The organism is Streptomyces sp. NPDC051740 (assembly GCF_044453165.1).
GTDB lineage: Bacteria > Actinomycetota > Actinomycetes > Streptomycetales > Streptomycetaceae > Streptomyces > Streptomyces atrovirens.
The window spans coordinates 41,258-62,107 of sequence record NZ_JBITCL010000005.1 but is presented as its reverse complement, the minus strand read 5'-3'; the positions used below and the strand labels follow the sequence as shown (position 1 = coordinate 62,107).

Below are 20,850 nucleotides of genomic sequence, written 5' to 3'. Positions count from 1 at the left end.
CAGGCTTGTCGTCCGCACCCGCGTAATGGCCGGCCGGACCGCCGATGGCGGCCGTGAACCCTGTGCCGCGACGCAGTCGGAGGCGGAGTCCTCGGAGACCAGCGGAATGCCGGAGGTGCCGTAGCTGTGGGCGATTCTCTCCTGTGAGGCATCGACAGGCGGACAGGCCGGTGTGCGGGCTTCTGGGTCGAACCGCCTGAGGGTGAGCAATGTCGGGGCGGCGGCGACGAGGGGTGACGTGGTGGTGCCGGCCGCGCCGCGTGCGGTTTTTGAAGTGATCCAGTCCGGGGTCATGCCTGAGCTCGCGGTAATCGTGCTCGATCCGCCGGCGCGTCGGGCCGGCGGCCGATGCGATGGCCCGACGCGGTGGCGGCTGACGCGGCGAGCAGCTGCGGTAGCTCTGTCAGGAGGTCGTGGGAGCGCGGTCGTGGGAGCGCGGTCGTCAGAGGAGCCCTCGACGGCCTCGAGGATGTCGGCGTCGGTCTCCTTCTGCCAGTCGGGCAGGTCGGGCCGGTCGGCGACGTATCCGGGCTTCGGGTTCTCGAAGTGCTTGTACATCTGCGCGGTCCAGCAGGTGGCGACGGAGCGGCTCTTCTGCTCGCGGGTGAGGCGGGAGGCGTGGCGATCGCCGAGGTCGAGCACCTGTCCAGCTACTCCCTGGTCGCCGAGGACGACTCCATCGTCCTTGTGGGCGACAACAATGACGATCACGCGACTGACCTCGTCAAGCATCCCGGGCAGCGGGTCGTCGCGACCATGGACGACATCCTCCGGGAGTTCGCGCCCCGCGCCGGCGTCGTGGTCCCACACCTTCTGCGGCCCAAGCAATACGTCAGTGTGGACCCGGAGACGCAAGGGGGGCAGCCGGTCATCACCGGCACTCGCGTTCCGTTCGACGCCGTCGCGGAGCTGGTGGAGGACGGCGTCCCTCCTGAGGACATCGCCGACCACTATCCCGGCGTGACAGCGGAGGCCGCCCGCGATGCGGTGTCCTTCGCGCTGTATGCGGACGGCTACAGCCCGGGACCGCGCGCTGCCTGAGGTGAATCGTCATCGACGAGAACGTCCCGGTACAGATGCTGGAGATGCTCAGGCGACTGCTGCCCGGGCACGACGTGCGCCACGTCAGCGAGATCAAGTGGACGGGGAAAAAGGATCTGGCCCTCCTCCCTGACGCCGCGAGGAGAGGCTTCGAAGCCTTCCTCACCGAGGACGGGCGTCAGCTGGAGGACCCGTCGGAGACGACCGCCGTCAAGAAGTCCGGCAGGCACCACATCCGGTTCAGCCACGGTCACAAGGGCATGGCCGGCCTGGGTCTGGCCATGGGCGCTGTGACCGCCGCCATGCCTTTGCTCGTCCGTGGACTCGATACGGCGGAAGGCCGGCAGCTCGTCCACGTCGAAGGACTGAACCCGGGCAGTGAGCAGCGGTTCGATCTGGTCGACCCTGCCAAGGAACCGCCTCGCTACTGGCCGCGATAATCCCGTCCGCCGCCCCTGTCCGAACGCTCTTGGCCGCTTAGCGCAGCCCCGGGGAGACCGGCTACGTCGAGGAAGACAACCATTTCGGGTAACGAAGCTGAACGAGTCCCGCTCGCCGCCCATTGGGCATGGCTCTGCGAACTCTCCTCCTGCTGGAGCAACTTCACCCATACCGCATCGTCAGGTGGCGCAGGTCATATCAACAGTTTCTCGCCATTCGAGACGTTTCGACGTTGCTGTCGATGGGGCGGCGCTTCAGGGCTCCTGGATGGTCCTTGAAAGGGGATTTAGGGCACGTGGAGGGCACGCGACCACCGCATTGGTCTAGGCAACAAGCAAGGCCCAGGTCGATGACCTGGGCCTTCTTCATGGAGCGGGTGACGAGAATCGAACTCGCGCTCTCAGCTTGGGAAGCTGATGTTCTACCATTAAACTACACCCGCGTAAGATCCAGACCCCGTCGAATTGATGATGTCCGGACGCTCGCTCACTGTACCCCATGTCAGGCCCCCGGTGTTCAGAACCCGGGGGCCTGACTGTGTTTCAGGGTGTGGATGCGGCTGCGGGGGGCACGTGTTGGGGCGTACCGTGAAGCCGTGGTGCGAGTGCGGGGTGCCGCCTGGAGGGTCGTTCCTTTGATCCCGTAATGTGGCTTTTGGCGTCAGGGCAGTTGGCCGGACGCGGCCTCTTGGGGAAGGGACTCTTGGACTTGATGGAGCGCACCGTCGTCCGCTGTGCCGATGGGCACGTGTTCACCGCCGCCTCGTTTCCGATGCAGCAGGCCGAGCGACTCGGCCCCGGCCGGCTTCTGCGGTGCCCGCGCTGTGCGCGGCTTCGCAGCGTCGTGCCGGTGAGTCTTCAGAAGCAGTAGCAGCGGTAACAGCGAGGGCGCGCGGGGCGGCCGATTGTGGCCGGTCCGCGCGCCTTGCGTATCCTCGGGCCCGTGCTTCTCTCAGACAAGGACATCCGGGCCGAGATCGACGCCGGACGGGTGCGTATCGATCCCTACGACGACGCCATGGTGCAGCCGTCCAGCATCGACGTACGCCTCGACCGCTACTTCCGGGTGTTCGAGAACCACCGGTACCCCCACATCGACCCCTCCGTCGAGCAGGCGGACCTGACCCGGCTCGTGGAGCCGGAGGGGGACGAACCGTTCATCCTGCACCCCGGTGAGTTCGTGCTGGCCAGCACGTACGAGGTCATCACGCTCCCTGACGACCTCGCCTCGCGGCTGGAGGGGAAGAGCTCGCTCGGGCGGCTCGGGCTGGTCACGCACTCCACCGCCGGGTTCATCGACCCCGGGTTCTCCGGGCACGTGACCCTCGAACTCAGCAACCTCGCGACGCTCCCGATCAAGCTGTGGCCCGGGATGAAGATCGGGCAGCTGTGCATGTTCCGGCTCAGCTCGCCGGCCGAGCACCCGTACGGCAGCGAGCGGTACGGGTCGCGGTACCAGGGGCAGCGGGGGCCGACGGCCTCGCGGTCCTACCTCAACTTCCACCGGACGCAGGTGTGAGCGGCATGCGCGAGAACCTCAGTTACGAGCAGTTCGGCGTCGCCGTCCGTGAGCTCGCCCAGACGATCGCCGACGACGGGTACGAGCCCGACGTGGTGCTGAGCATCGCGCGCGGCGGTGTCTTCGTCGCCGGCGGGCTCGCCTACGCGCTCGACTGCAAGAACATCCACCTGGTGAACGTCGAGTTCTACACAGGGGTGGGGACGACTCTCGAGATGCCCGTCATGCTCGCGCCCGTGCCCAACGCCATCGACTTCACCGACAAGAAGGTGCTGATCGCGGACGACGTCGCCGACACCGGCAAGACGCTCAAGCTCGTACGCGACTTCTGCCTCGACGCCGTCGCCGAGGTGCGCAGCGCCGTGGTCTACGAGAAGACGCAGTCGCTGGTGAAGTGCGAGTACGTGTGGAAGCGCACCGACGAGTGGATCAACTTCCCGTGGTCGGTCCAGGAACCCGTGGTCAAGCGGGTCGGTCAGGTGCTCGACGCCTGAGAGCGGCATGAGGAAGGGGGCTCCCGGCACCGGGAGCCCCCTTCCTCATGCGTGGGCCGGGGTCAGAACGTGCCCAGCTTCACGATCGACAGCAGGGCGATCAGCTGGATCGCCGAGGCGCCCAGGGCCTTCGGCCAGGGGAGGTCGTGGGAGCGGGACACCATGACCGTGAGCAGGGCGCCGGCCGCCACCCAGGTGGCCCAGCCGAGGATCTGGACGAAGGAGGCGTCGCCGCCGGCGAACATGGCGAAGACCAGGCGGGGCGCGTCCGTGAGGGACATGATCAGCATGGAGAGGCCGACCGTGGGCTGCCAGGCGCCGTTGCCGCCGAGCTGGCGGGCCAGGGTGTGGGTGACCACGCCGAGGATGAAGGCGCTGAGCACCATCGCGACGGACGTCGTCAGGACGATCGGGATCGCGTTCGACAGCGTGGCGTTGATCGCGTCCTCGCGCGCGGTGTCGAAGCCGAAGACGGCGAGCAGGCCGTAGAGGAAGGAGACGACGAGGGCGGGGCCCCACACCGAGTAGTCGCGCATCTGGTGGAACGTCTGGGCGGGGGACAGGACGATGCCCTTGAGCAGGTCCTTCCAGCGCAGGCGGGGGCCGGCCGGGCCGGGGGGCGGGGCCGCGCCGGCCTGGTAGGTGTCGCCCTGGTTGTAGGGGTCCTCGTTGATCGAGAAGGCCTGGGTGTGCCCCGGGTTGTTGGCCGCGTACGGGTCGTGCGGGGCACCCTGGGCACCGTGCGGGTACGCGCCGTCGCCGAAGTACTCCGGCTCGCCGTGGCCGCCGTGGCCGCCGTGGCCGCCCGGGCCGCCGTTCGCCTGCGGCCAGCCGCCGCCACCGCCACCGCCGTACGACGGCTGCTGCGGGTACGGCTGCGGCGCCTGCGGGTAGCCGTACGACGGCCCCTGCGGCGTCTGCTGCCCGTGCGGGGGGTGTTGCGGTCGCGCGTGAGGAGCGCCGTTGTTGTCACGGCCGCGTCCGATCCTGAATCCAGCCACGTCATCGAACGTACCCGGTCCCGGGCGTTCACGTGCCGGACCCCGGCATTCGGGCCCGGCTTTGCTGCCGAGCTGTGACATCCCCTAAGGGAACGTCAGCCGGGTTGTCCGTCCTCCGTAGGGGCCCGTGGGGGCCCGGTCCTACGGAGGACGGAGACCACGTCGGCGGAGGGTCAGCCGTTGACGTGGAAGCCGAGCATCGGGTAGCCCGCCGACGACAGGCCGGTGGCGACGAGGCCGATGCCGCGTCCGGCGGGGTCGATCTTCAGGCCGTCGGAGTTGAAGACGACGGCCTGGCCGTTGGAGTCGTTCTCCCACGGCATGCCGACGGTCAGGTCGGCCTTGCCGTCGCCGGTGACGTCGGAGAGGAGGACCTCGCCGCCGAAGCCGTCGCCCTCCTCGTTGCCGCCGGGGACGCCCGGGACGTCCTGGTGCAGGGACTGGGAGCCGGTCTCCTGGAGGCCGTCGGCGCCGCCGTGGACCACGGAGACCATGCCGGTGTCCTTGTCGTCGCCCAGGTCCTCGCCCGGCGCGCCGATGACGAGGTCGTCGTGGCCGTCGCCGTCGATGTCGCCGAGGGAGACCTCGTAGCCGAAGTTGTCGCCGGTCTCGTTGCCGCCGGGGACGCCCGGGGTGTCCTGGTTGACGCGCTCGACGCCGCCCTCGGGGCCGTACGACGTGCCGTAGACGACGTCCACCGACCCGCCCTTGGCGGTGCCCGGGGTGTCCGTGGCGGGGTCCCACGAGTTGCCGATGACGATGTCGCCGTAGCCGTCGCCGTTCACGTCGCCGATGTCGGAGATGACGCCGGCGGGGAGCTTCCGGGCTCCCGAGGCGGTGGCGCCGGAGGAGGAGCCGGGCAGCCAGTAGTTGGCGTTGTACGAGTAGTCGCTGTCGCTGTCGCCCTCGTAGCCGTCGACGACCAGGTCGGTGCGGCCGTCGGCGTCGGTGTCGCCGGGGGTGAGGTTGAAGATGTCGAGGCCCTGCACCTTCAGGACGGGCGTCGTGACGGTGTAGCGGCCGCCGGTGGAGCCGGACTTGGAGAATCCGCCGCGGTAGATGTCGACCGTGTTCATGTCCGAGGAGATCGCGAGGTCGGCCTTGCCGTCGCCGTTGTAGTCGCCGGCGGCGACCACCTGGCCGAACCAGTCGTGGGCGGAGGGGGTGGGGTCGTGCACGGTGGTGCCGCCGGACAGGCCCCCGGAGCCGCCCCACAGGATGACGACGGTGCCGCCGTCGGCGTCCGATCCCCCGTCCTCGCCGGGGGCGCCCACGGCCAGGTCGGCGTAGCCGTCGCCGTTGAAGTCGCCGGGCGCGGTGTGGGCGCCGAACTGGTCGTCCTTCTCGGCGGCGCCCGGGACGCCCGCGCTGTTCTGGGTGAGGGTCTGGATCTTGCTCGCGCCGGCGCCCTGGGGGGAGCCGTAGAGGATCGACACGGCGCCGGCGCCGCCCTGGCCGCTCACGGAGGCGAGGGGGGCGGTGACCGCGACGTCCCCGTAGCCGTCACCGTTGAAGTCGCTGTCGACGCCCGAGGGGGCGGCGGACGCGGGACCGGCCATGGCGACCAGCAGGCCGCCGGTGAGCGCGGCCGCGGTGGCGGTCGCGAGAGCGGTGCGGAGGTTCTTGTGCAAGGAGGTCTCCTGCGGTGTGCGGGACGGCCGCCGGGAACGGTCGTCCACGGGTCGGGGGCGCCGTGTTGCCCGTGTTTCGCCCTGAGTCGTCCTGCGGTTCACGGGTGATCGCCGATCAGGAGACCCCCGGGCGGGCCCGGGGGTTGTACGTGAACATGGCGAAACAGGGAAATGGCGGGACGGTGGAACCGGGGCGGGCGCGGAGCGGCCCCGGCGGCCGTCAGGTGTTGTTGCTCGAAGGGCCGAAGAACTCGATCTCGGCGATCGCCACCTGCTTCTTCGGGGCGGCGCCGTAGGCCGAGCGCAGGACGAAGCGCACGGCGGTCACCTCACCGACCCGGAACTTGCGGCGCTGACCGCCCGCGGCCTGGTCCAGGGTGATGGTGCGGGTGATCTTCTTGCCGTCGGCGAGGGTGATCCGGGCGTCGAGCTGACGCGGGAGCGCCGACTTCGAGAGCTGGTCCGGCTTGGTCGAGGTGCCGGGGGTGATCACGAGGTCCAGCAGGCGGGTCGGCCGGTCGAAGGTGGCCTCCAGCCATTCGCCCTCGGCGGCCTGCGCGATGCCGGGGCCCCACCAGGTGTTGTTGAGCTTGTCGAAGGCGAGGGGCGCGCCGTGCTCGGAGAAGGAGCGGGACGCCTTGACGCTGGACGGGCCGATCGGGGCCCGCTTGGCGAAGTGGTCGCGGGTGGCCTGGATCATCGCGCCCAGGTTCACGATCAGGGCGACGGCCAGTCCGATGACGACGGCGGCGACGACCCAGTTCCAGATGTGGCCGAAGCCCCGGCGCAGCCGCGGGCGCTCGCCCGCCCAGGCCGACTCGGCGTCCCGGGCGCCGAACATCCGGCGCCACCAGGGCAGCCGTTCCGGGGTGTCCTCGCCGCGGGTCATCGACATGGCGCAGCGGGAGCAGTAGTGCCGTTCGGGGCGGTTGAGGGTGGAGCACCAGGGGCAGGGGATGCCGCCCTCCGCGTCGGACTGCGGGCCCACGGCGCGGACCTGGGGGCGGTGGGCGACGGGACGTCCGGGCAGGACCGGTGCGACGGCGGGCTCGTCCGGGGCGCGGGGCTCCGGGTCGGCGACGGGGACGAGGAGGGACCTGGCCCGCTCGGCGGCGTCGTCGTGGTGGGGGTGGGGGTGCTGCGGCCGTGGCGGCTCGGGGGAGTCCGTCACGGACGGCAGGGGTTCGGTGTCGTCGTCGGGGGCCGTGGTGTACGGGGCGGCAGGGGTGACGGGGGGCCGGTCGTCGGCCCGGTGGGCGTGGGGTCCGTCGGGTGCGGTGGGAGCGGTTCCGGTGGCGTGGTCCTGCCTGTCGTCGTGTCCGTCGCCGGGTCCGTCGCCGGGTCCGTACGGGGCGGGGGGCGGGGGCGTTCCCGGTGCGGTGGCCCGGTGGTCACGGGGGCTGTCCGGGGCGGTTCCGGTGGGGTGGTCCTGCCTGTCGTCCGGCCCGTCGTCGTGTCCGTCGCCGGGTCCGTACGGGGTGGGGGACGGGGGCGTTCCCGGTACGGCGGCCCGGTCGTTGGCGTGTGACGTCACCGTCGGTGCCGGTGTCTCCGCCGGTGCGGCCGCCGGCGCGGTGCGGGGGGCGCCGGAGTCCGCCGGTGCCGTCCGGGGACGCGGTATCGCGGCGCGGCCCCGGTCGCCGGAGCCGTCCCCGTGGCCGGCGTCGGTCCCGGCGGGCCCGGTACCGGCGCCGTTACCGGGGGCCGTCGTGGTCCGTGCCGTGGGCTGGGTGCGTCCCGGCCGGCCGTCGTCGGCCCAGCCGAGGACCGCTCCGCAGGAGTCGCAGAAGGACTGGCCGGGCTCCGCCGGGGTGCCGCACTCGGCGCAGCTGGGGGCGGCCCGGCCGGGTCCGGAGGACTGGCTGGTCATCTGTCGGTGGTCCTTTCGGCGGCGGTCGCGGCGGTGACCTCGACCGTGTAGGGCATGTGGGCGGGGCGGGCGGCCGCGACCAGGGTGTCCAGCCGGTGGGTGTCGGCGGAGGTCGGGTCGGGCAGCGCCAGCGAGACGTGCAGGTGCGGGCGGCGGTCGCCGGGCACCGGGCCGAGCGGGCGGGCGTGCCATTCGGCGGCGCCGCTCTCGGTGATCCGCGGCGTCACGCCGAAGACCAGGCGCACCGCTTCGGACAGGCCGCGCCGGGTGCCCCGCACCCGGTGCAGGTAGGTGGCGGCGGCGACGGCGGCCCGTAGCCGCCGCTCCCCCTCGGAACCGCCCGCGGGGGCGCCGTCGGTCTCGATGCCGTCGGTCTCGGCGCCGACCCAGTCGGCCAGCCAGCGGGTGAAGTCGAGCGGGGCGAGCGCGGGGTCGAAGTAGGAGTCCAGGTTGTCGAGGACGACCAGGAAGGGCGCGAGGACCTCGTCGAGCCCGGCGACGAAGCGCTGCGCCAGGTCGTCGTCGGCGAAGATCGCGGGCAGCGTCGCGCCGATCGGCGCCGAGGAGCCCAGCCCGTCGACGGAGCCCCTCACGCGCCGTCCCCGATCACGCGGACCCGGTGGTCGAAGGAGAACACCAGGGACGGGGCGGACAGGTCGATCCGGTCGGTGGCCTCGCCGCGCTTGCCGGTGATCGGGTCGGCGGGGTGGAGGAGGACCTGGTCGACGAGTTCGACGCCGGGCACCCGCTGGAGCACGGCGAAGATCTCGCCGGCCTGGACGGGCCGGCCGAAGGGCCAGCCGGTGCCGTCGGCGCCTCCGGTGAGCGGGTCGAGGTGGCGGTAGAGGGCGTCGTGGGCCTGGCGGCGCACCCGGTCGGTGTCGGTGCCGCGGAAGGCGTGCACGGTGGCGACGACGGTGACGCCCTGGTAGAACGGCGGGCCGACGGCGAGGCGGGTGCCGATCAGCCGGCGTTCGTCGAGGTAGCGGGTGATGCGGGAGAGCAGCGCGTCGCCGGGGACGAGCTGTTCGAAGCGCAGCCGGCCGCCGGGGTCCGGCACGGCCTGGGGGACGACCAGGACCCGTACCGCGTAGGCGCCGTGCTCGCTCTCCTCCCCCTCCAGGCAGGTGATGCGGGCGGTGTCGGGGGCGGCGCGGCGGGCGAGTTCCTCGTAGTCGCGCAGGGTGACCGCGCGTTCCTGGGCGCGCAGGGTGATGGGCGCCCTGGTCTTCGCCTCCTCGACGGTCTCGCCGTCGACACCGCCGCGCGCGGCCTCCCGGTTGACGACCTCGGAGACGTACGGCACGGAGCGGCGCAGGACGCGGACGGCGCCGCGGGCGACGTTGCCGGACCTGCCCCCGCCGGTGCGGTAGCGGCGGGCGCGGATGACGGCGCCCTTCGGGGGGACGGCGCCGTACTGGCGCAGGGTGCCGTCGGGTTCGCGTACCGCGGGGCCGAAGGCGATCTCGCCGGTGGTGGCGTCCAGGGTGATGTGCCGGTCGTACGGGCGGGAGGCGGCGAAGTGGGGGACGACGTCCCAGTCGGTCCAGCCGTCGTGCTCGGCGGTCTGCAGCAGGACGGGCGGGGTGTCGCCCACGACGGGCGCGTGGGCCAGGCGCAGCCGCTGGCCGGGCAGGCCGGTGGACTCGCCGAGCGGTTCGTCGCGCACGGTCTCGGCGTGCACGGCGCCGGTGGTGCCGCCGAGGGTGTACGCCTCTGCGGCCCGTACGGACGGGGAGGTGGTGTAGAAGGGCTGGCCGGTGAGGGGTTCGGTGACCCGGCAGCGCAGCCAGCCGCCCTCGTGGCCGCCGTTGCGGGAGAGCACGTGGCCGCCGGGGACGTGCAGGACGACCTCGCCGGGCCGGTTGAGGCCACCGGTGGCGTCGCGGTCGACCTCGCACTCCGTCCAGCCGTCCTCGGTCCACGCCTCCCACACCAGCGGGGGCTGGCGCGGGTCGACGCCGACGCCGTCGACGCGGCTGTCGAGTTCCAGGGCGACGGCGCAGTGCGGGACGGCGGCGCTCAGGCCGAACAGCATGCAGTCGCCGGGGCGGGGGGCCTCGGTGAAGCAGAGCACGTCCTTGCCCCCGGCGAGGTCGTCGGTGCGGTCGGCGACCGGCTCGCCCCGGTTCTGCACGGCCAGCCGGCCGAGCGAGCTGGGGACGACGGTGAGTTCGCGCTCGGTGGCGAAGACCACGGCCTCGTCGCGTTCGGTGCGGGTGGTGGCCACCTCGGTGCCCTCGGGCAGCACCACCGGCTCGTCCTGCGGCGCGGACAGCCAGAACGTGACGTCGGTACGGGCGGCGGTGGGCGGGAACAGGGTGATGCCGACGAGGTCGAGGAAGGCCAGGTGGTTCTTCTCGGGCACCCGGTTGAGGCGGTACACGATCTGGTCCGCCATGTGCGCGACCGCCTCGACCAGGGTGACCCCGGGGTCGGAGACGTTGTGGTCGGTCCACTCCGGGGCGCGCTGCTGGATGTAGCGCTTGGCGTCGTCGACGAACTGCTGGAAGCGGCGGTCGTCGAGGTGGGGAGAGGGCAGGGCCATCAGCGGTCGCTTTCGGGGAGGGGGCCCGACTCGCCCGTACCGGCCGTGCCGCTCGTGCCGGGCTCGTCGTGGGAGGGGATGACGTAGAAGGGGAAGACGAGGCTGCGCGGGTTGTTGGTCCCGCGGACGGAGTAGCGGACGTCGATGTGCAGGACGCCCTCGCCGGGGCCGGCGGTGACCTCCACCTCCTCGACCTCGATGCGCGGTTCCCAGCGGTCGAGGCTGGCGTACACCTCGTGCTGGATGCGGCCGGCGGTGGCCTCGTTGACGGGGGCGAAGACCAGGTCGTGGATGGCGCAGCCGAACTCCGGGCGCATCGGCCGCTCGCCGGGCGCGGTGGCCAGGACCAGCCGGATGGCCTCCTCGATCTCCTTCTCGCCGCTGACCAGGGCGATGCCCCCGGTGGGTCCGATGCGCAGGGGGAACGCCCAGCCGGATCCGACGAACTGCTCGGCCATCAGATCACCGGCTTTCCGTTGGCGGTGAGCAGACCCATGATCGGGACGGTGGCGGCCCGGATGCCCACGGCGGCCGCCGCGTTGATCTGCACGCTCCCCATCGCGGAGAGGGTGGCCAGACCCATGGCCTTCAGGGAGAGGGCGCCCTTGGCGTCGACGCTGACGGCGCCGACGGCCGAGCTGAGGCTGACCGCGCCGCGGCCCTGCAGGGTGAGCGGGCCGCCGCTCTTGATGGTCACGGACCGTCTGCCGTTGAGGGTCAGGTCGGTGCCCGCCTCGACGGAGACCGAGCGGCTTCCCTTGATGACGACGGTGCCCTTGCTGTCGACGGTGATCTCCGTCTTCGTACGGTCCAGGTTGATGATCAGCTTGTCGTCGCCGGAGGCGACGCGGACGCCCTGCTTGCGGGCGCCGGTGGTCTGGCTGAGCAGGTCGACGCGGTTGGCGTCGCGGTCGGACAGGGTGTGCCGGATCGCCCGCCGCTTCACGCCGTCGTGCAGCGGCACGTCCCGGACGGGGGACGGCTTGTCCACGCCGTTGTAGAGCCCGCCGACGACGAACGGGTGGTCGAGGGCGCCCCGGTCGAACGCCACCAGCACCTCGTCGCCCACGTCGAGCGGGAAGATGCCGCCGCCGCGCTTGCCGCCGAGCTGCACGGTACGGGTCCAGTCGGAGACGTACGTGTCGTCCAGCCACGGGAACCGCAGCTTGACCCTGCCCTGCTTGAGCGGGTCCTGTACGTCGGTGACCAGGGCGTTGGCGACACTGGGCAGACGGGGTGCGGCCGCCGCCGCCCCGGTGCCCCCGCCGCCGGAGGTGAGCCCGAACAGGGAGCGCCACTGGCGGCCGCTGACGGTGATCCAGGTCTCGTAGTGCTTGCCGTCGCCGAACACGTGCCGGGCGGACGTCACCGTGTACTTGCCCTCGAAGGGGGCGCCGACGTCGGTGAGGGTGACGGGGACGCCGGGGCGCAGCTTGGGGTTGCCGCGCACGACGACCTCCAGCTCGGCGAAGGACGAGGTCACGTCGTCGGCGAGGGAGTCCGCGGCGAACTTCACCTCGTTCTGCCGGTCGTAGGGCTTCTCCGTCTCCACGAGGGTGACGATCCCGAACGCCGAGGCGGCCTTCTGCGGGGTGGTGCCGATGGAGATGCCGGGGTTGGCGGTGGTGGGCGCGGTCGCGGTCAGTTCCTTCTTCGCGACGACGTCCCAGCCGCGCGCCTCGACCCGCCCGTACTGGTCGGCGGAGGTCACCGCGGCCCGGCAGCGCAGCACGTCGGTGCCGGCCTGGAGGACGAACGGGCTCTTCTCGCCGGGCGTGCTGGTGGGGGGCGCGCCGGAGGCCGGGTCGGGGCTGACGAACCGGAACTTCCCCTTGGCGTCGAGGGACATCACCATGTCGTTCTCGTCGGCGAGCCGGGACAGGAAGTCCCAGTCGGTGACGTTGGCCTGGCTGATGAACTCGTAGACCGTCCTGGTCGACTGCACCTTGCCGACGGCGACGCCGTCCTGGCCGGCCAGGGTGCGGGCGATGTCCGACGCCGTCTGGTTGCGGTAGGCGGCGACCCGGCGGCGGCGCATCATGCGGTGGCCGCGGTCGTAGCCGCGGATCACGGTGAAGGTGCCGGTGCCGTCGTAGTCGGTCTCCATGCCGGTGACCTCGCCGGTCAGCAGCGGGTCGCCGGCGCCCTTGCCGTGGGCGACGGGCGAGATCACCACCTCGGTGCCGAACTTGATGCCCAGTTTGCCGAGCACCAGCCCGTGCGCGTCCCGGAACGTCACCCGGAAGGCGCCGGGCACTCCGGCGCCCAGGTCGACCCAGCCGCCCACCAGCAGCGGGGCGAAGTAGGGCGGTACGGGCTTGCCGTCGAACGTGACGTCGACGATGTTGGAGAAGGAGGGCTTGACCATCAGAACGCGACCTCCCCGGCCGCCGGAAGGATCAGTTCGGTGCCGTTGGGCAGCCGGGACGGGTCGTCGATGTCGTTGGCCTCGGCGATCGAGCGCCAGGCCGTGGCGTCCCCGTACTCCCGCCAGGCCAGCGACTGCAGGGTGTCGCCCGCCACGACCCGGTGCACGCGCCGCGCGGTGAGCGCGCCCGAGGTCGGGTTCTGGCCCTTGGTCTGACTGGGGATCTCGTTCAGCTCCACCTGGCAGGCCGCCCTGATCGGTACGCCCGTGGTGCCGAACAGCGTGTAGTTCGCGCCCACGCTGCCGATGTACGCGGTGAACCGCGCCGTGGAGAACGACCCCCATTCGAACACCACCCACGGGGTGGACGGCTGGTCCGCCGCGATGCTCTTGGCGGTCACCTCGCAGCAGGAGAACAGCGCCTCGACCTTCTTCAGCACGCTGCTGTCACCGGGGTCGCCGGAGGAGTCGAGGAAGATCTCCATCGACAGGCTCCGGCCCTCGGCCCCCATGAACTCCGGCAGCGGGCCGTCGCGCAGGGCGGCGGACGGTGTGCTCTTCCACTGGGCGCGGCGGGTGAGGGTGAGCTGCGCCGGGTTGAAGTCGAAGTCGAAGGTCTTGATCAGACCGCCCGGTGTGGTGCTGTCGCCGATGGGGGGCTCGTGGATGGCCAGCGTGGCCCGCACCAGGCTCTTGCCCGCTCCGCCCTTGGAGCCCCTGCCTCCCTTGGCTGCCATGGTCCTTCGTCTCCGTCCTCGGTGCTGGTGTGTCGGTGCTCGGTACTCGGTGCGGGGCGTGGTCCCGGTCGCGCTCAGTCCGTGAACCCGTGGTGCGCGATCTCCAGGACCTCCGTGGCCACACTCGGGTTCGCGGGGTCCAGGGAGGGGCCCTGCCAGCTCACCGGCAGTACGTCGATCAGCCCCCAGCGCGCCACCTCGGAGCCGTCCGCGCGCAGCGCCGAGATCTGGGCGGTGGGGCGGGTGACGCCGGTCGTCACGGAGGAGATCCAGGCGGCGACCTTCGAGGTCTCCGGGGTCAGCGGACGGGTCAGCCGGATGGTGGAGAAGGTGACCCGGGTCGGCAAATGCCACACGAACCCGTTGTTGCCGCCCTCCCGGTACTGCTCGACCTCCACCGTCGACGCCAGACCCTCACACCCGTTGAACGCGCCGAGGCTCTGCCCGTCGATGGTGAGGGTGAAGAAGATGGTGGATCCCGGATCGAGATCGCTGGACATCGGAGGGCCTTTCGGAGGCGGGCGGAACGGCGGGCGGGTACGGGTCAGGTGCGGGGGTCGCGGAGTCTGCCGATGCGTTCCCGGTCCATCCGCAGCTCGGTACGGAGGAGACGGGTGAGCGGGCCGAGCAGACGGTGGGTCAGCTCGTCGAGCTGCCCGTCGGTCAGGGCACGCGGATCGAAGGACTGCCCGGCGTGCGGGCCGCTCCCGCCGGGGTGCGGGTCGTGGGGGCTGTACGGCGGGGGCGGCCCGGGGTCGTACGGCGGAGGGGTGCCGGGGTCGTACGGCGGAGGGGTGCCGGGGTCGTACGGCGGGGGCGGCTCGGGGGTGTGCGCGGGCGGTGGCCCGGGGGTGTGCGACGGGGCCGGGCCGACGGCCTTCTTCCAGAGCGACTTCAGCGCGTTGGGCACGGCGGCACGCTGGACGGGGACCGGCAGCGCGGGGAGCGCGGGGAGCGCCGGGGCGGTGGGGGCGTGCAGTCGGGTCGCGGAGGGGACGGCCGTCGGGGCCGGGCCCGCCGTGGCCGCCCGCTGTACGGGGGAAACGGTGGATGCCGGAAGGGCCGGGGCCGGGGCGCGGAGCGGGACCGGACCGGGGGAGACGGGCGCCTTGGGCCCGGCGACCGGGGGCGCGGGCACGGAGCCCTGCGCGGCGGTGCGCTGGACGGGGGCGGCGCCCTGCGCACCGGGCGGCACGGACTGCCCCGGGGCGGGTGCGGGCAGCGGCGATACGGGCTTGGCGAGGGGCACGGACACGGGCGTGCCCGGAGAGACCCCGGGGGCGGAACCCGGTGCGGGCGTGGGCGTGGTGCGGCGTTGCAGGGGAGCGCCGAGGCCGGGCCGTACGGCGGCGGGGTCCTCGGCCCGCGGGCCGGGGAGCGCGGGGCCGTGCTGTGCGGGCGCGGAGGCGGCCGGCCGGGCGGGTACCGGCGGGTCGGGCAGGGCGAGGCGCTGTACGGGCGTGCCCGTCCCGGCGCGGGGGCCCGGCCCGGGCGCGGACGCCGTGTTCCCGCTGTCGCCGACCGGATCGGCGGAACCGGAGCGCTGGACCACGGGCGCGGCGGGCGCGGACGGAACCGGGGGCTTGGGTCGTCCCGCCGCGAGCCGCTGGATGGGAGGCCCGACGGGAGCGGCGGCGGAGGCAGGGACGACGGGCGCCGGCACGGAGGCGGTGCCGCCCGACGCCGGTACGGGGACGGAGGTGGAGCCGAGCGGCGGCAGCACGGCACGGCCTCCCGCACCCTTCGCCGGTTCCGCAGGGTGCGTACGGCGCTGGACGGTGGGGGAGCTGGCTCCGGGTGCCGTTGTCCCGGGTGTGGTGGGGAGTGTGGGTGAGGGGGCTTGGCCCGTTGCTCCGGGGTGCGTACGGCGCTGGACGGCGGGGGAGTCGGCTCCGGGTGCCGTCGTCCCGAGTGGCGAGGGGCCGGCCGGGGTGCCGGGTGTGTCGCCGAGGGCGACGACGGGGGGCGCGGGGAACGCGGGCGAGGGGGCTTGGCCCGCTGCTGCGTGGCTCGTCCGGCGTTGGACGGTGGGGGAGTTGGCTCCGGGTGTCGTCGTTCCGGGTGTGGTGGGTGGCGCGGACGATGGGACTCGGTCCGCTGCTGCGTGGCTCGTCCGGTGCTGGACGGCGGGGGTGTCGCCGAAAGAGGGAACGGGGGCGGCCGGGATCGCGGTCCCGGAGTCCGCTCGGCGCCGCACGGCGGGAGCGGCGGCTCCGGGAGTGGTCGCGCCGGGCGACGGAGCCGTGGCCGGGACACCGGCCCGCTGGACGGAGGCCGTTCCGGTCGCGGGAACGGCGGCGGGCCGACGGGTGCCGGACGCGGAGGGACCGGGCGAGGACGTGGTCCCGGAGGACACGGGAACGTCCGCGCTCCGGGGCGCCGGTGACGACGGGACCCGCCGGAGCGGTGCCACGGGTGCCGTGGAGCCGGGCCGGGCGAGGCGCTGCACGGCGGTCACGGGAACGGCGGTCGGCGCGGACGCGGGTGAGCCGCCCCGGGCACTCCCGGGAGAGCCGGCCGGCGCGCGCTGCACGGTCGGTGCTTCGGCCGACGCCACCGGCGCCACCGGCGTCCCGGAAGGAGCCGACCCGGCAGGAGCCGCCGTGCCGGTGCCACCGTCCGCGGGCGCGGCGGCGGGAAGTCCGGCACCTTCGGGTGCTGGGCCGCCCGACGGTCCGGAGGCCTCGGGCTGCCGCGTACCCGGAGCACCGCCGCCGGACCGGGCCGCCCGCCGCTGCACGGCGGGCGCGGTCTGCCGCAGGGGTACGGCCGCGGGTGCGGGGCGGAACTTCGGCGCCATGGGCGACAGCGCGGACGGCACGGCGGGAGCCAGCGCGCGGGCCGGCGCCAGGGACCGCACCGGAGGAGCAGGGGAGGGGGACGCCGGTGCCGGTGCCTGTTCCCCCGCCGCTTCCCCGGTGTCCTCACGCGGTACGGACGCCGGCCGCGCGGACGTGACGGCCCGCTGGACCACGGGATCCTGCCCGCCGGGACGGCCGGTCTCCTCGACGCCGCGGGGAACCTCCGCCTCGGCCCGTACACCGGAACGCGTACCCGGGCCCGGGCCGGGCCGCACGGCCGCCGGGGTGTCCGTACCCGGAGAGCCGGGGGAGGCCGCGGGCTTCGTGAGCGGGGCGGACCCCGGGGGCGGGGCCGTCACGGGCGCGCCGAGCAACGGCCGGCGAAGCGTGCCGGAGGGTGCGCTGCCCCCGGTGGCCGGGGTGGCCGGGGTGGCGGCCGGGCGCGTACCGGAGCCGCGCCTGCCCTGGCCCGCGGCGACCGGCAGGGCGCGCCGTTGGACGGGCGCCGCCGGGGCCGCCGTCCGGGTCAGGGCCGCGGGCCGGGGGGCCGGGGCGGGAACCGGGGTGACCGACGGGCCCGAGGGGCGGCCGACGGCGAAGGGCGCTGCCGCGCGCTGCACCGGCGGCGGCGCCGTGCCGTCGCCCGGCTGACCGGTACCGGACTCGCCGGGAGCGGCGACGGGCAGGGAGAGCGCGGGGAGTCCGAGTCCCGGCGAGGGCCGCGCCGAGGCGGTGAGGACACCCTGGACCAGTCCGCCGGGCGCGCCGTCGAGCACGGCGTGGGAGAGCGTGCCCGTGAAGGCCGGGTTCTGCCAGGTACTCAGCCTGCCGCCGAATCCGGAGTCGGCGACGGGCCACGACGGCCGGGCGGTGGCCCGCTGGATCGGCGGCAGCCCGGGCCAGGCGGCGGTACGCGCCACGGCCGCGGACGCACCGCCACCGTCGTCGCCGCCACCGGCGTCGGCCGATCCCGTGGATCCGGTGGACGCGGAGGACGTCTCCGGGGACGGGGCGGGCGTGCCGGCCCCGTCCCGCCTCCCCGGCGCGTTCCTCCGCAGCCGGTCGAGGAATCCCATGCCGCGTCAGCCCTCCGCCGTGGCGCGGGTGACGAGCGAGGTGATCTGCTCCGTGTACCGGCGGCGGTCGCCGTGTTCGAGGTCCAGGATGTCCTCCAGGCTCCAGTGGAAGTGGTAGGCGATGTACGCGATCTCCTCGTGCAGCCGGTCGGTCGCGTACGTCACGATTCCCCCAGGCGGCTCCCGCCGAGTTCGACCTCGAACGGCTGCTCGCAGTGGGGGCAGGTCACGCCGGCCCGGGTGTGGCCCTCGGCGTTGACCTGCCGGTAGAAGTCCTGGAGGAACGCCAGGTCGGAGGCGAACATGTTCTCCACCACCCCGTCGTGCACCAGCGGAAGCGTGCCCAGCCTGGTGATCACCCGGCCGAGCAGGACCACCGACAGGTACGCGGGGTTCTCCTGCACCCGGATGTCGCGCAGCGGGATCAGCTCGTCCCGGGCGGTCGCGAGCCGCATCACACCGTGCCGGTGCACGGTCCCGGAGTCGTCGACGTACCCGCGCGGCAGCTCGAACGGGAACTCGGTGCGCAGCGCCCGGCCCGCGGGGGCCGGCCCGACGGGGTCGGGCACGGCCTGCTCCGGCTGCGCCGGGCTCTCCGCGAACGGCCCCTCGACGGCCCCGTCGACGGAGGCGGGGACGGCGCCGGCCGGGAGGGATCCCGGCCGGGCGGTGGTGCGGCGCATTACTCGATGACCAGTTCTTCGAACGTGATGGTCACGGTCTCGGTCAGCGCGGAGGCCTCACCGGCCTTCACCGTGCTGGTGTCGATCTTGCTGCACCAGGCGTTGCGCATGTTGTACCGCTTGACCGGATTGTTCTGGTAGTCCATCACCATGATGGTGGCGTTCTTGCGGGCCGTGGCCATCGCGCCGTTGACCGACTCGTTGATCCACTGGTTGAACGCGGCGGACTGGGTCATGCCGCGGACGACCGTGCAGGTGCCGGCCTTCTTCACACCCGGCATCTTCTTGGTGACGGGCTTGCCCTGGGCCGAGACCTGCTGGTACTCGATGACGTCCTGCTCGATGCTGAGGCCGCTGACCTCGGCGAGGTACTCGACCATCACACCGTCGATCTGGAGGCCGAAATTGTGTGACGTGAGGGCGTCACCCGGCTGCAGACTCATTTACCTGTCTTTCTTTCCTTCGGAGGAGGGGGAGCGGAGACCGCGGGGGACGGGGAGGAGGACCTCCCCTACTCCTCCAGCTCCCCGCTGCCGCTGGAGAACTGGGCCAGCCGGAAGATCACGAACTCGGCCGGCTTGACCGGCGCGATGCCGATCTCGCAGATGACCCGGCCGAGGTCGACGGACTCCGGCGGGTTGGTCTCCTCGTCGCACTTGACGTAGTACGCCTCCTCCGGCCGGGCGCCGAAGAGGGCGCCCGAGCGCCACTCGTTGACGAGGAAGGCGGAGACGTTGCGCCGGATCCTGGCCCACAACTGGTGGTCGTTGGGCTCGAACACCACCCACTGGGTGCCGATCAGGATCGACTCCTCCAGGTAGTTGAAGTACCGGCGGACGTTCAGGTAGCGCCAGGCCGGGTCCGAGGAGAGGGTGCGGGCGCCCCAGACGCGGATGCCGCGGCCGGGGAAGGCGCGGATGCAGTTGACGCCGACCGGGTTGAGCAGGTCCTGCTCGCCGCGGGTGATCTGGAGCTCCAGGTCGACGGCGCCGCGCACCACCTCGTTGGCGGGCGCCTTGTGCACGCCGCGCTCGAAGTCGTTGCGGGCCCAGATGCCGGCGATGTGACCGCTCGGCGGAACGGTCCGGCTCTGGCCGCTCGCCGGGTCGAAGACCTTGATCCACGGGTAGTAGAGCGCGGCGTACTTGGAGTCGTAGCCGGCGGTCTCCTGGCGCCACACGCGGATGTCACGGGCGTTCAGACCGGGCGGCGGGTCGATGACGGCGACCCGGTCGCCCATCAGCTCGCAGTGCGCGATCAGACCGAGCTGGACGGCCTTGACGGCCTCCAGGTCGATGGCGCCGCGCTGGTAGGCGGCCATCAGGTCGGGGACGGCGACCATGGAGATCTCGTCCACGGCCTCCAGGCCGCCGAAGCCGGTGCGGTCCGCCGAGTCCCCGAGGTACTGGGCCGGGCCGGGGTGGCTCTCGGCACCGGCGCCGGCGGCCGGGGCGGAGGGGGCGGCGGGAGCGGCGGCCGGGGCGACGAGGGCCACGGTCTGGTTCTCCGGACGCGCGAGCTGCGCGGCGGGCGCCGCCTCCTGCACGGTGATGAGCTTGGAGCGCTCCTTCACCTGCGTGACGACGTAGTTGCGGCTGCTCTTCTTGGCGCTCACGTCGAAGTTCTCGACGGGCCGGTCGCCGTCCTTGACGACGAGCCTGAACCGCTCGGCGGGGCCCTCGCCCTCGGGGTCGGAGACCTCGACACTGAGCGGGCCGGACCCGGCGGCCACGGCGGTCACGGTGAACGTGCCGAGCTGCTGGGGCGTCCCGGCGGGCAGCGCGGCCGCTCCGGTGACCTGGGCGGGGGCGCCGGCCGTCTCGCCCGCGGCACCGCCCGGGGCGCCGCCGACACGGACCACGTAGGCCGCGCTGCCGCCGTTGTTGAAGAAGCCGTAGACGGAGTGCGCCAGGTAGTACCCGTCGGTGAAGGCACCGAAGGCGGCGACGAACTGGGTCCAGTTGGTCACCAGGGTCGGCTCGTTCAACGGGCCGGACGGTGCGAGCCCGACGAAGGCCGCCACCGACGTCCCCACTCCCTCGATGGGGCGCGAGCCGCTGGCCACCTCCTCGACGTAGACGCCCGGCGACAGGTAGGACGGCATGCTCTGCTCTCCTCGGGGTACGAGTCAGGTCTGTACTCACCCTCGCGCGCGCGGCGCGCCGCGCGGAACGTCTGCGAGTGCCGTGTCCGGGGCACCGCTGTTGCCCGGAAGGGCAAGGCGCGCCGTACCTGCCCCCAAGGCTGCCCCGAAGGTCATTCCCCGCCTCCGGAGGTCCTGGCAGCCCGGCCGGTGACGTGTATCCCCCGCCGAGGGGAGTGCCCGTGCGCGGGCAGGACAAGCAGAGCAACGAACAGACCCCGGGGGCCCCGTCACCGAAGCCCCGCAGGAGCGGCGGACACGCCGCCGGAGGCCCCTCGGCCGGGCTGCTCGCCCTGCAGCGGGCGGCGGGGAACGCGGTGGTGTCCCGGGCGGTGGCCGAGGAGCGTCACCGGCACGACGCGAGCTGCGGTCACCTGCCCGCCGGGACGGATTCCCCCTCGGTGCAGCGGGCGGCGGGGAACGCGGTGGTGTCCCGGGCGGTGGCCGAGGAGCGTCACCGGCACGACGCGAGCTGCGGTCACCTGCCCGCCGGGACGG

At 73.2% G+C, this 20,850-nt stretch carries 18 protein-coding genes, 1 tRNA gene and 2 pseudogenes; 5 read left to right on the top strand and 16 right to left on the bottom strand.

Translation table 11 applies throughout. The annotated features are described in order from the left end of the window. Positions 1 to 453 precede the first annotated feature (453 nt). Positions 454 to 633: pseudogene (locus ACIA6T_RS10260) on the bottom strand (hypothetical protein); the annotation flags it as partial. Between the two features lie 123 nt (positions 634 to 756). On the opposite strand from ACIA6T_RS10260, the gene ACIA6T_RS10255 reads away from it, so the two are divergent. Together ACIA6T_RS10255 and ACIA6T_RS10250 are read left to right on the top strand one after the other, a co-directional pair. Next, positions 757 to 1,041 (top strand): DUF433 domain-containing protein, encoded by a 285-nt coding sequence (locus tag ACIA6T_RS10255; RefSeq protein ID WP_399446411.1) that lies wholly within the window; start codon positions 757 to 759, stop codon positions 1,039 to 1,041. Positions 1,042 to 1,046: 5 nt separating this feature from the next. After that, on the top strand, positions 1,047 to 1,481 hold the full coding sequence (locus ACIA6T_RS10250; RefSeq protein ID WP_399446410.1) for a hypothetical protein: 435 nt from the start codon (positions 1,047 to 1,049) through the stop codon (positions 1,479 to 1,481). A 369-nt stretch (positions 1,482 to 1,850) separates the two neighbouring features. Here the strand turns inward: ACIA6T_RS10250 and ACIA6T_RS10245 are convergent. Beyond that, positions 1,851 to 1,924 (bottom strand) — tRNA-Gly (locus ACIA6T_RS10245). Positions 1,925 to 2,424: 500 nt separating this feature from the next. Between ACIA6T_RS10245 and dcd the strand changes: the two genes are divergently transcribed. Further along, entirely contained in the window at positions 2,425 to 3,000 is a 576-nt protein-coding gene (dcd, locus tag ACIA6T_RS10240) for a dCTP deaminase (protein ID WP_030827650.1), read from the top strand. After that, positions 2,997 to 3,494: a phosphoribosyltransferase gene (locus ACIA6T_RS10235; protein WP_399446116.1), complete on the top strand. Its 498-nt coding sequence runs from the start codon at positions 2,997 to 2,999 to the stop codon at positions 3,492 to 3,494. The genes dcd and ACIA6T_RS10235 overlap by 4 nt, the downstream gene beginning before the upstream one ends. Positions 3,495 to 3,556: 62 nt before the next feature. On the opposite strand, the gene ACIA6T_RS10230 is transcribed toward ACIA6T_RS10235, so the two are convergent. The 14 genes from ACIA6T_RS10230 to ACIA6T_RS10165 form a co-directional block, all read right to left on the bottom strand. Further along, complete coding sequence (locus tag ACIA6T_RS10230; protein WP_399446115.1) at positions 3,557 to 4,576, bottom strand: Yip1 family protein; 1,020 nt, start codon at positions 4,574 to 4,576, stop codon at positions 3,557 to 3,559. A gap of 92 nt (positions 4,577 to 4,668) precedes the next feature. After that, positions 4,669 to 6,126, bottom strand: a complete 1,458-nt coding sequence (locus tag ACIA6T_RS10225; RefSeq protein WP_399446114.1) for an FG-GAP-like repeat-containing protein — start codon at positions 6,124 to 6,126, stop codon at positions 4,669 to 4,671. A 220-nt stretch (positions 6,127 to 6,346) separates the two neighbouring features. Then, on the bottom strand, positions 6,347 to 7,996 hold the full coding sequence (locus tag ACIA6T_RS10220) for an NADase-type glycan-binding domain-containing protein (protein WP_399446113.1): 1,650 nt from the start codon (positions 7,994 to 7,996) through the stop codon (positions 6,347 to 6,349). Next, the gene (locus tag ACIA6T_RS10215; protein WP_399446112.1) at positions 7,993 to 8,589 is read right to left on the bottom strand and encodes a phage tail protein; all 597 of its coding nucleotides are present in this window, start codon (positions 8,587 to 8,589) and stop codon (positions 7,993 to 7,995) included. Before ACIA6T_RS10215 ends, ACIA6T_RS10220 begins: the two co-directional genes overlap by 4 nt. Further along, positions 8,586 to 10,544 (bottom strand): putative baseplate assembly protein, encoded by a 1,959-nt coding sequence (locus tag ACIA6T_RS10210; RefSeq protein ID WP_399446111.1) that lies wholly within the window; start codon positions 10,542 to 10,544, stop codon positions 8,586 to 8,588. Before ACIA6T_RS10210 ends, ACIA6T_RS10215 begins: the two co-directional genes overlap by 4 nt. Next, the gene (locus ACIA6T_RS10205; RefSeq protein WP_073933165.1) at positions 10,544 to 11,002 is read right to left on the bottom strand and encodes a GPW/gp25 family protein; all 459 of its coding nucleotides are present in this window, start codon (positions 11,000 to 11,002) and stop codon (positions 10,544 to 10,546) included. Before ACIA6T_RS10205 ends, ACIA6T_RS10210 begins: the two co-directional genes overlap by 1 nt. Beyond that, positions 11,002 to 12,912, bottom strand: a complete 1,911-nt coding sequence (locus tag ACIA6T_RS10200; RefSeq protein ID WP_399446110.1) for a VgrG-related protein — start codon at positions 12,910 to 12,912, stop codon at positions 11,002 to 11,004. The genes ACIA6T_RS10205 and ACIA6T_RS10200 overlap by 1 nt, the downstream gene beginning before the upstream one ends. Beyond that, entirely contained in the window at positions 12,912 to 13,649 is a 738-nt protein-coding gene (locus tag ACIA6T_RS10195; RefSeq protein ID WP_399446109.1) for a LysM peptidoglycan-binding domain-containing protein, read from the bottom strand. Before ACIA6T_RS10195 ends, ACIA6T_RS10200 begins: the two co-directional genes overlap by 1 nt. A gap of 74 nt (positions 13,650 to 13,723) precedes the next feature. Further along, a complete protein-coding gene (locus ACIA6T_RS10190) occupies positions 13,724 to 14,149 on the bottom strand; it encodes a phage tail protein (protein WP_399446108.1) in 426 nt (141 codons plus the stop codon). Between the two features lie 44 nt (positions 14,150 to 14,193). Next, positions 14,194 to 17,526, bottom strand: coding sequence for a hypothetical protein (locus ACIA6T_RS10185; protein ID WP_399446107.1), 3,333 nt, complete (start codon positions 17,524 to 17,526; stop codon positions 14,194 to 14,196). Between the two features lie 6 nt (positions 17,527 to 17,532). Continuing rightward, complete coding sequence (locus ACIA6T_RS10180; RefSeq protein WP_095534630.1) at positions 17,533 to 17,691, bottom strand: DUF6760 family protein; 159 nt, start codon at positions 17,689 to 17,691, stop codon at positions 17,533 to 17,535. Continuing rightward, positions 17,688 to 18,209, bottom strand: a complete 522-nt coding sequence (locus ACIA6T_RS10175) for a hypothetical protein (protein ID WP_399446106.1) — start codon at positions 18,207 to 18,209, stop codon at positions 17,688 to 17,690. Before ACIA6T_RS10175 ends, ACIA6T_RS10180 begins: the two co-directional genes overlap by 4 nt. Further along, a complete protein-coding gene (locus ACIA6T_RS10170) occupies positions 18,209 to 18,652 on the bottom strand; it encodes a phage tail protein (RefSeq protein ID WP_093764440.1) in 444 nt (147 codons plus the stop codon). The genes ACIA6T_RS10175 and ACIA6T_RS10170 overlap by 1 nt, the downstream gene beginning before the upstream one ends. Before the next feature lie 68 nt (positions 18,653 to 18,720). Next, entirely contained in the window at positions 18,721 to 20,313 is a 1,593-nt protein-coding gene (locus ACIA6T_RS10165; protein WP_399446105.1) for a phage tail sheath family protein, read from the bottom strand. Positions 20,314 to 20,534: 221 nt separating this feature from the next. Between ACIA6T_RS10165 and ACIA6T_RS10160 the strand changes: the two are divergent. After that, a pseudogene (locus tag ACIA6T_RS10160) lies at positions 20,535 to 20,850 on the top strand (hypothetical protein); the annotation flags it as partial.

What these genes read in the sequence shown, in the direction of transcription:
- ACIA6T_RS10255 (WP_399446411.1), top strand. Translation starts at nt 757, where the DNA reads ATGGACGACATCCTCCGGGAGTTCGCGCCCCGCGCCGGCGTCGTGGTC.
- ACIA6T_RS10230 (WP_399446115.1), bottom strand. Translation starts at nt 4,576, where the DNA reads ATGTCACAGCTCGGCAGCAAAGCCGGGCCCGAATGCCGGGGTCCGGCA.
- ACIA6T_RS10220 (WP_399446113.1), bottom strand. Translation starts at nt 7,996, where the DNA reads ATGACCAGCCAGTCCTCCGGACCCGGCCGGGCCGCCCCCAGCTGCGCC.
- ACIA6T_RS10210 (WP_399446111.1), bottom strand. Translation starts at nt 10,544, where the DNA reads ATGGCCCTGCCCTCTCCCCACCTCGACGACCGCCGCTTCCAGCAGTTC.
- ACIA6T_RS10205 (WP_073933165.1), bottom strand. Translation starts at nt 11,002, where the DNA reads ATGGCCGAGCAGTTCGTCGGATCCGGCTGGGCGTTCCCCCTGCGCATC.
- ACIA6T_RS10200 (WP_399446110.1), bottom strand. Translation starts at nt 12,912, where the DNA reads ATGGTCAAGCCCTCCTTCTCCAACATCGTCGACGTCACGTTCGACGGC.
- ACIA6T_RS10195 (WP_399446109.1), bottom strand. Translation starts at nt 13,649, where the DNA reads ATGGCAGCCAAGGGAGGCAGGGGCTCCAAGGGCGGAGCGGGCAAGAGC.
- ACIA6T_RS10190 (WP_399446108.1), bottom strand. Translation starts at nt 14,149, where the DNA reads ATGTCCAGCGATCTCGATCCGGGATCCACCATCTTCTTCACCCTCACC.
- ACIA6T_RS10185 (WP_399446107.1), bottom strand. Translation starts at nt 17,526, where the DNA reads ATGGGATTCCTCGACCGGCTGCGGAGGAACGCGCCGGGGAGGCGGGAC.
- ACIA6T_RS10175 (WP_399446106.1), bottom strand. Translation starts at nt 18,209, where the DNA reads ATGCGCCGCACCACCGCCCGGCCGGGATCCCTCCCGGCCGGCGCCGTC.
- ACIA6T_RS10170 (WP_093764440.1), bottom strand. Translation starts at nt 18,652, where the DNA reads ATGAGTCTGCAGCCGGGTGACGCCCTCACGTCACACAATTTCGGCCTC.
- ACIA6T_RS10165 (WP_399446105.1), bottom strand. Translation starts at nt 20,313, where the DNA reads ATGCCGTCCTACCTGTCGCCGGGCGTCTACGTCGAGGAGGTGGCCAGC.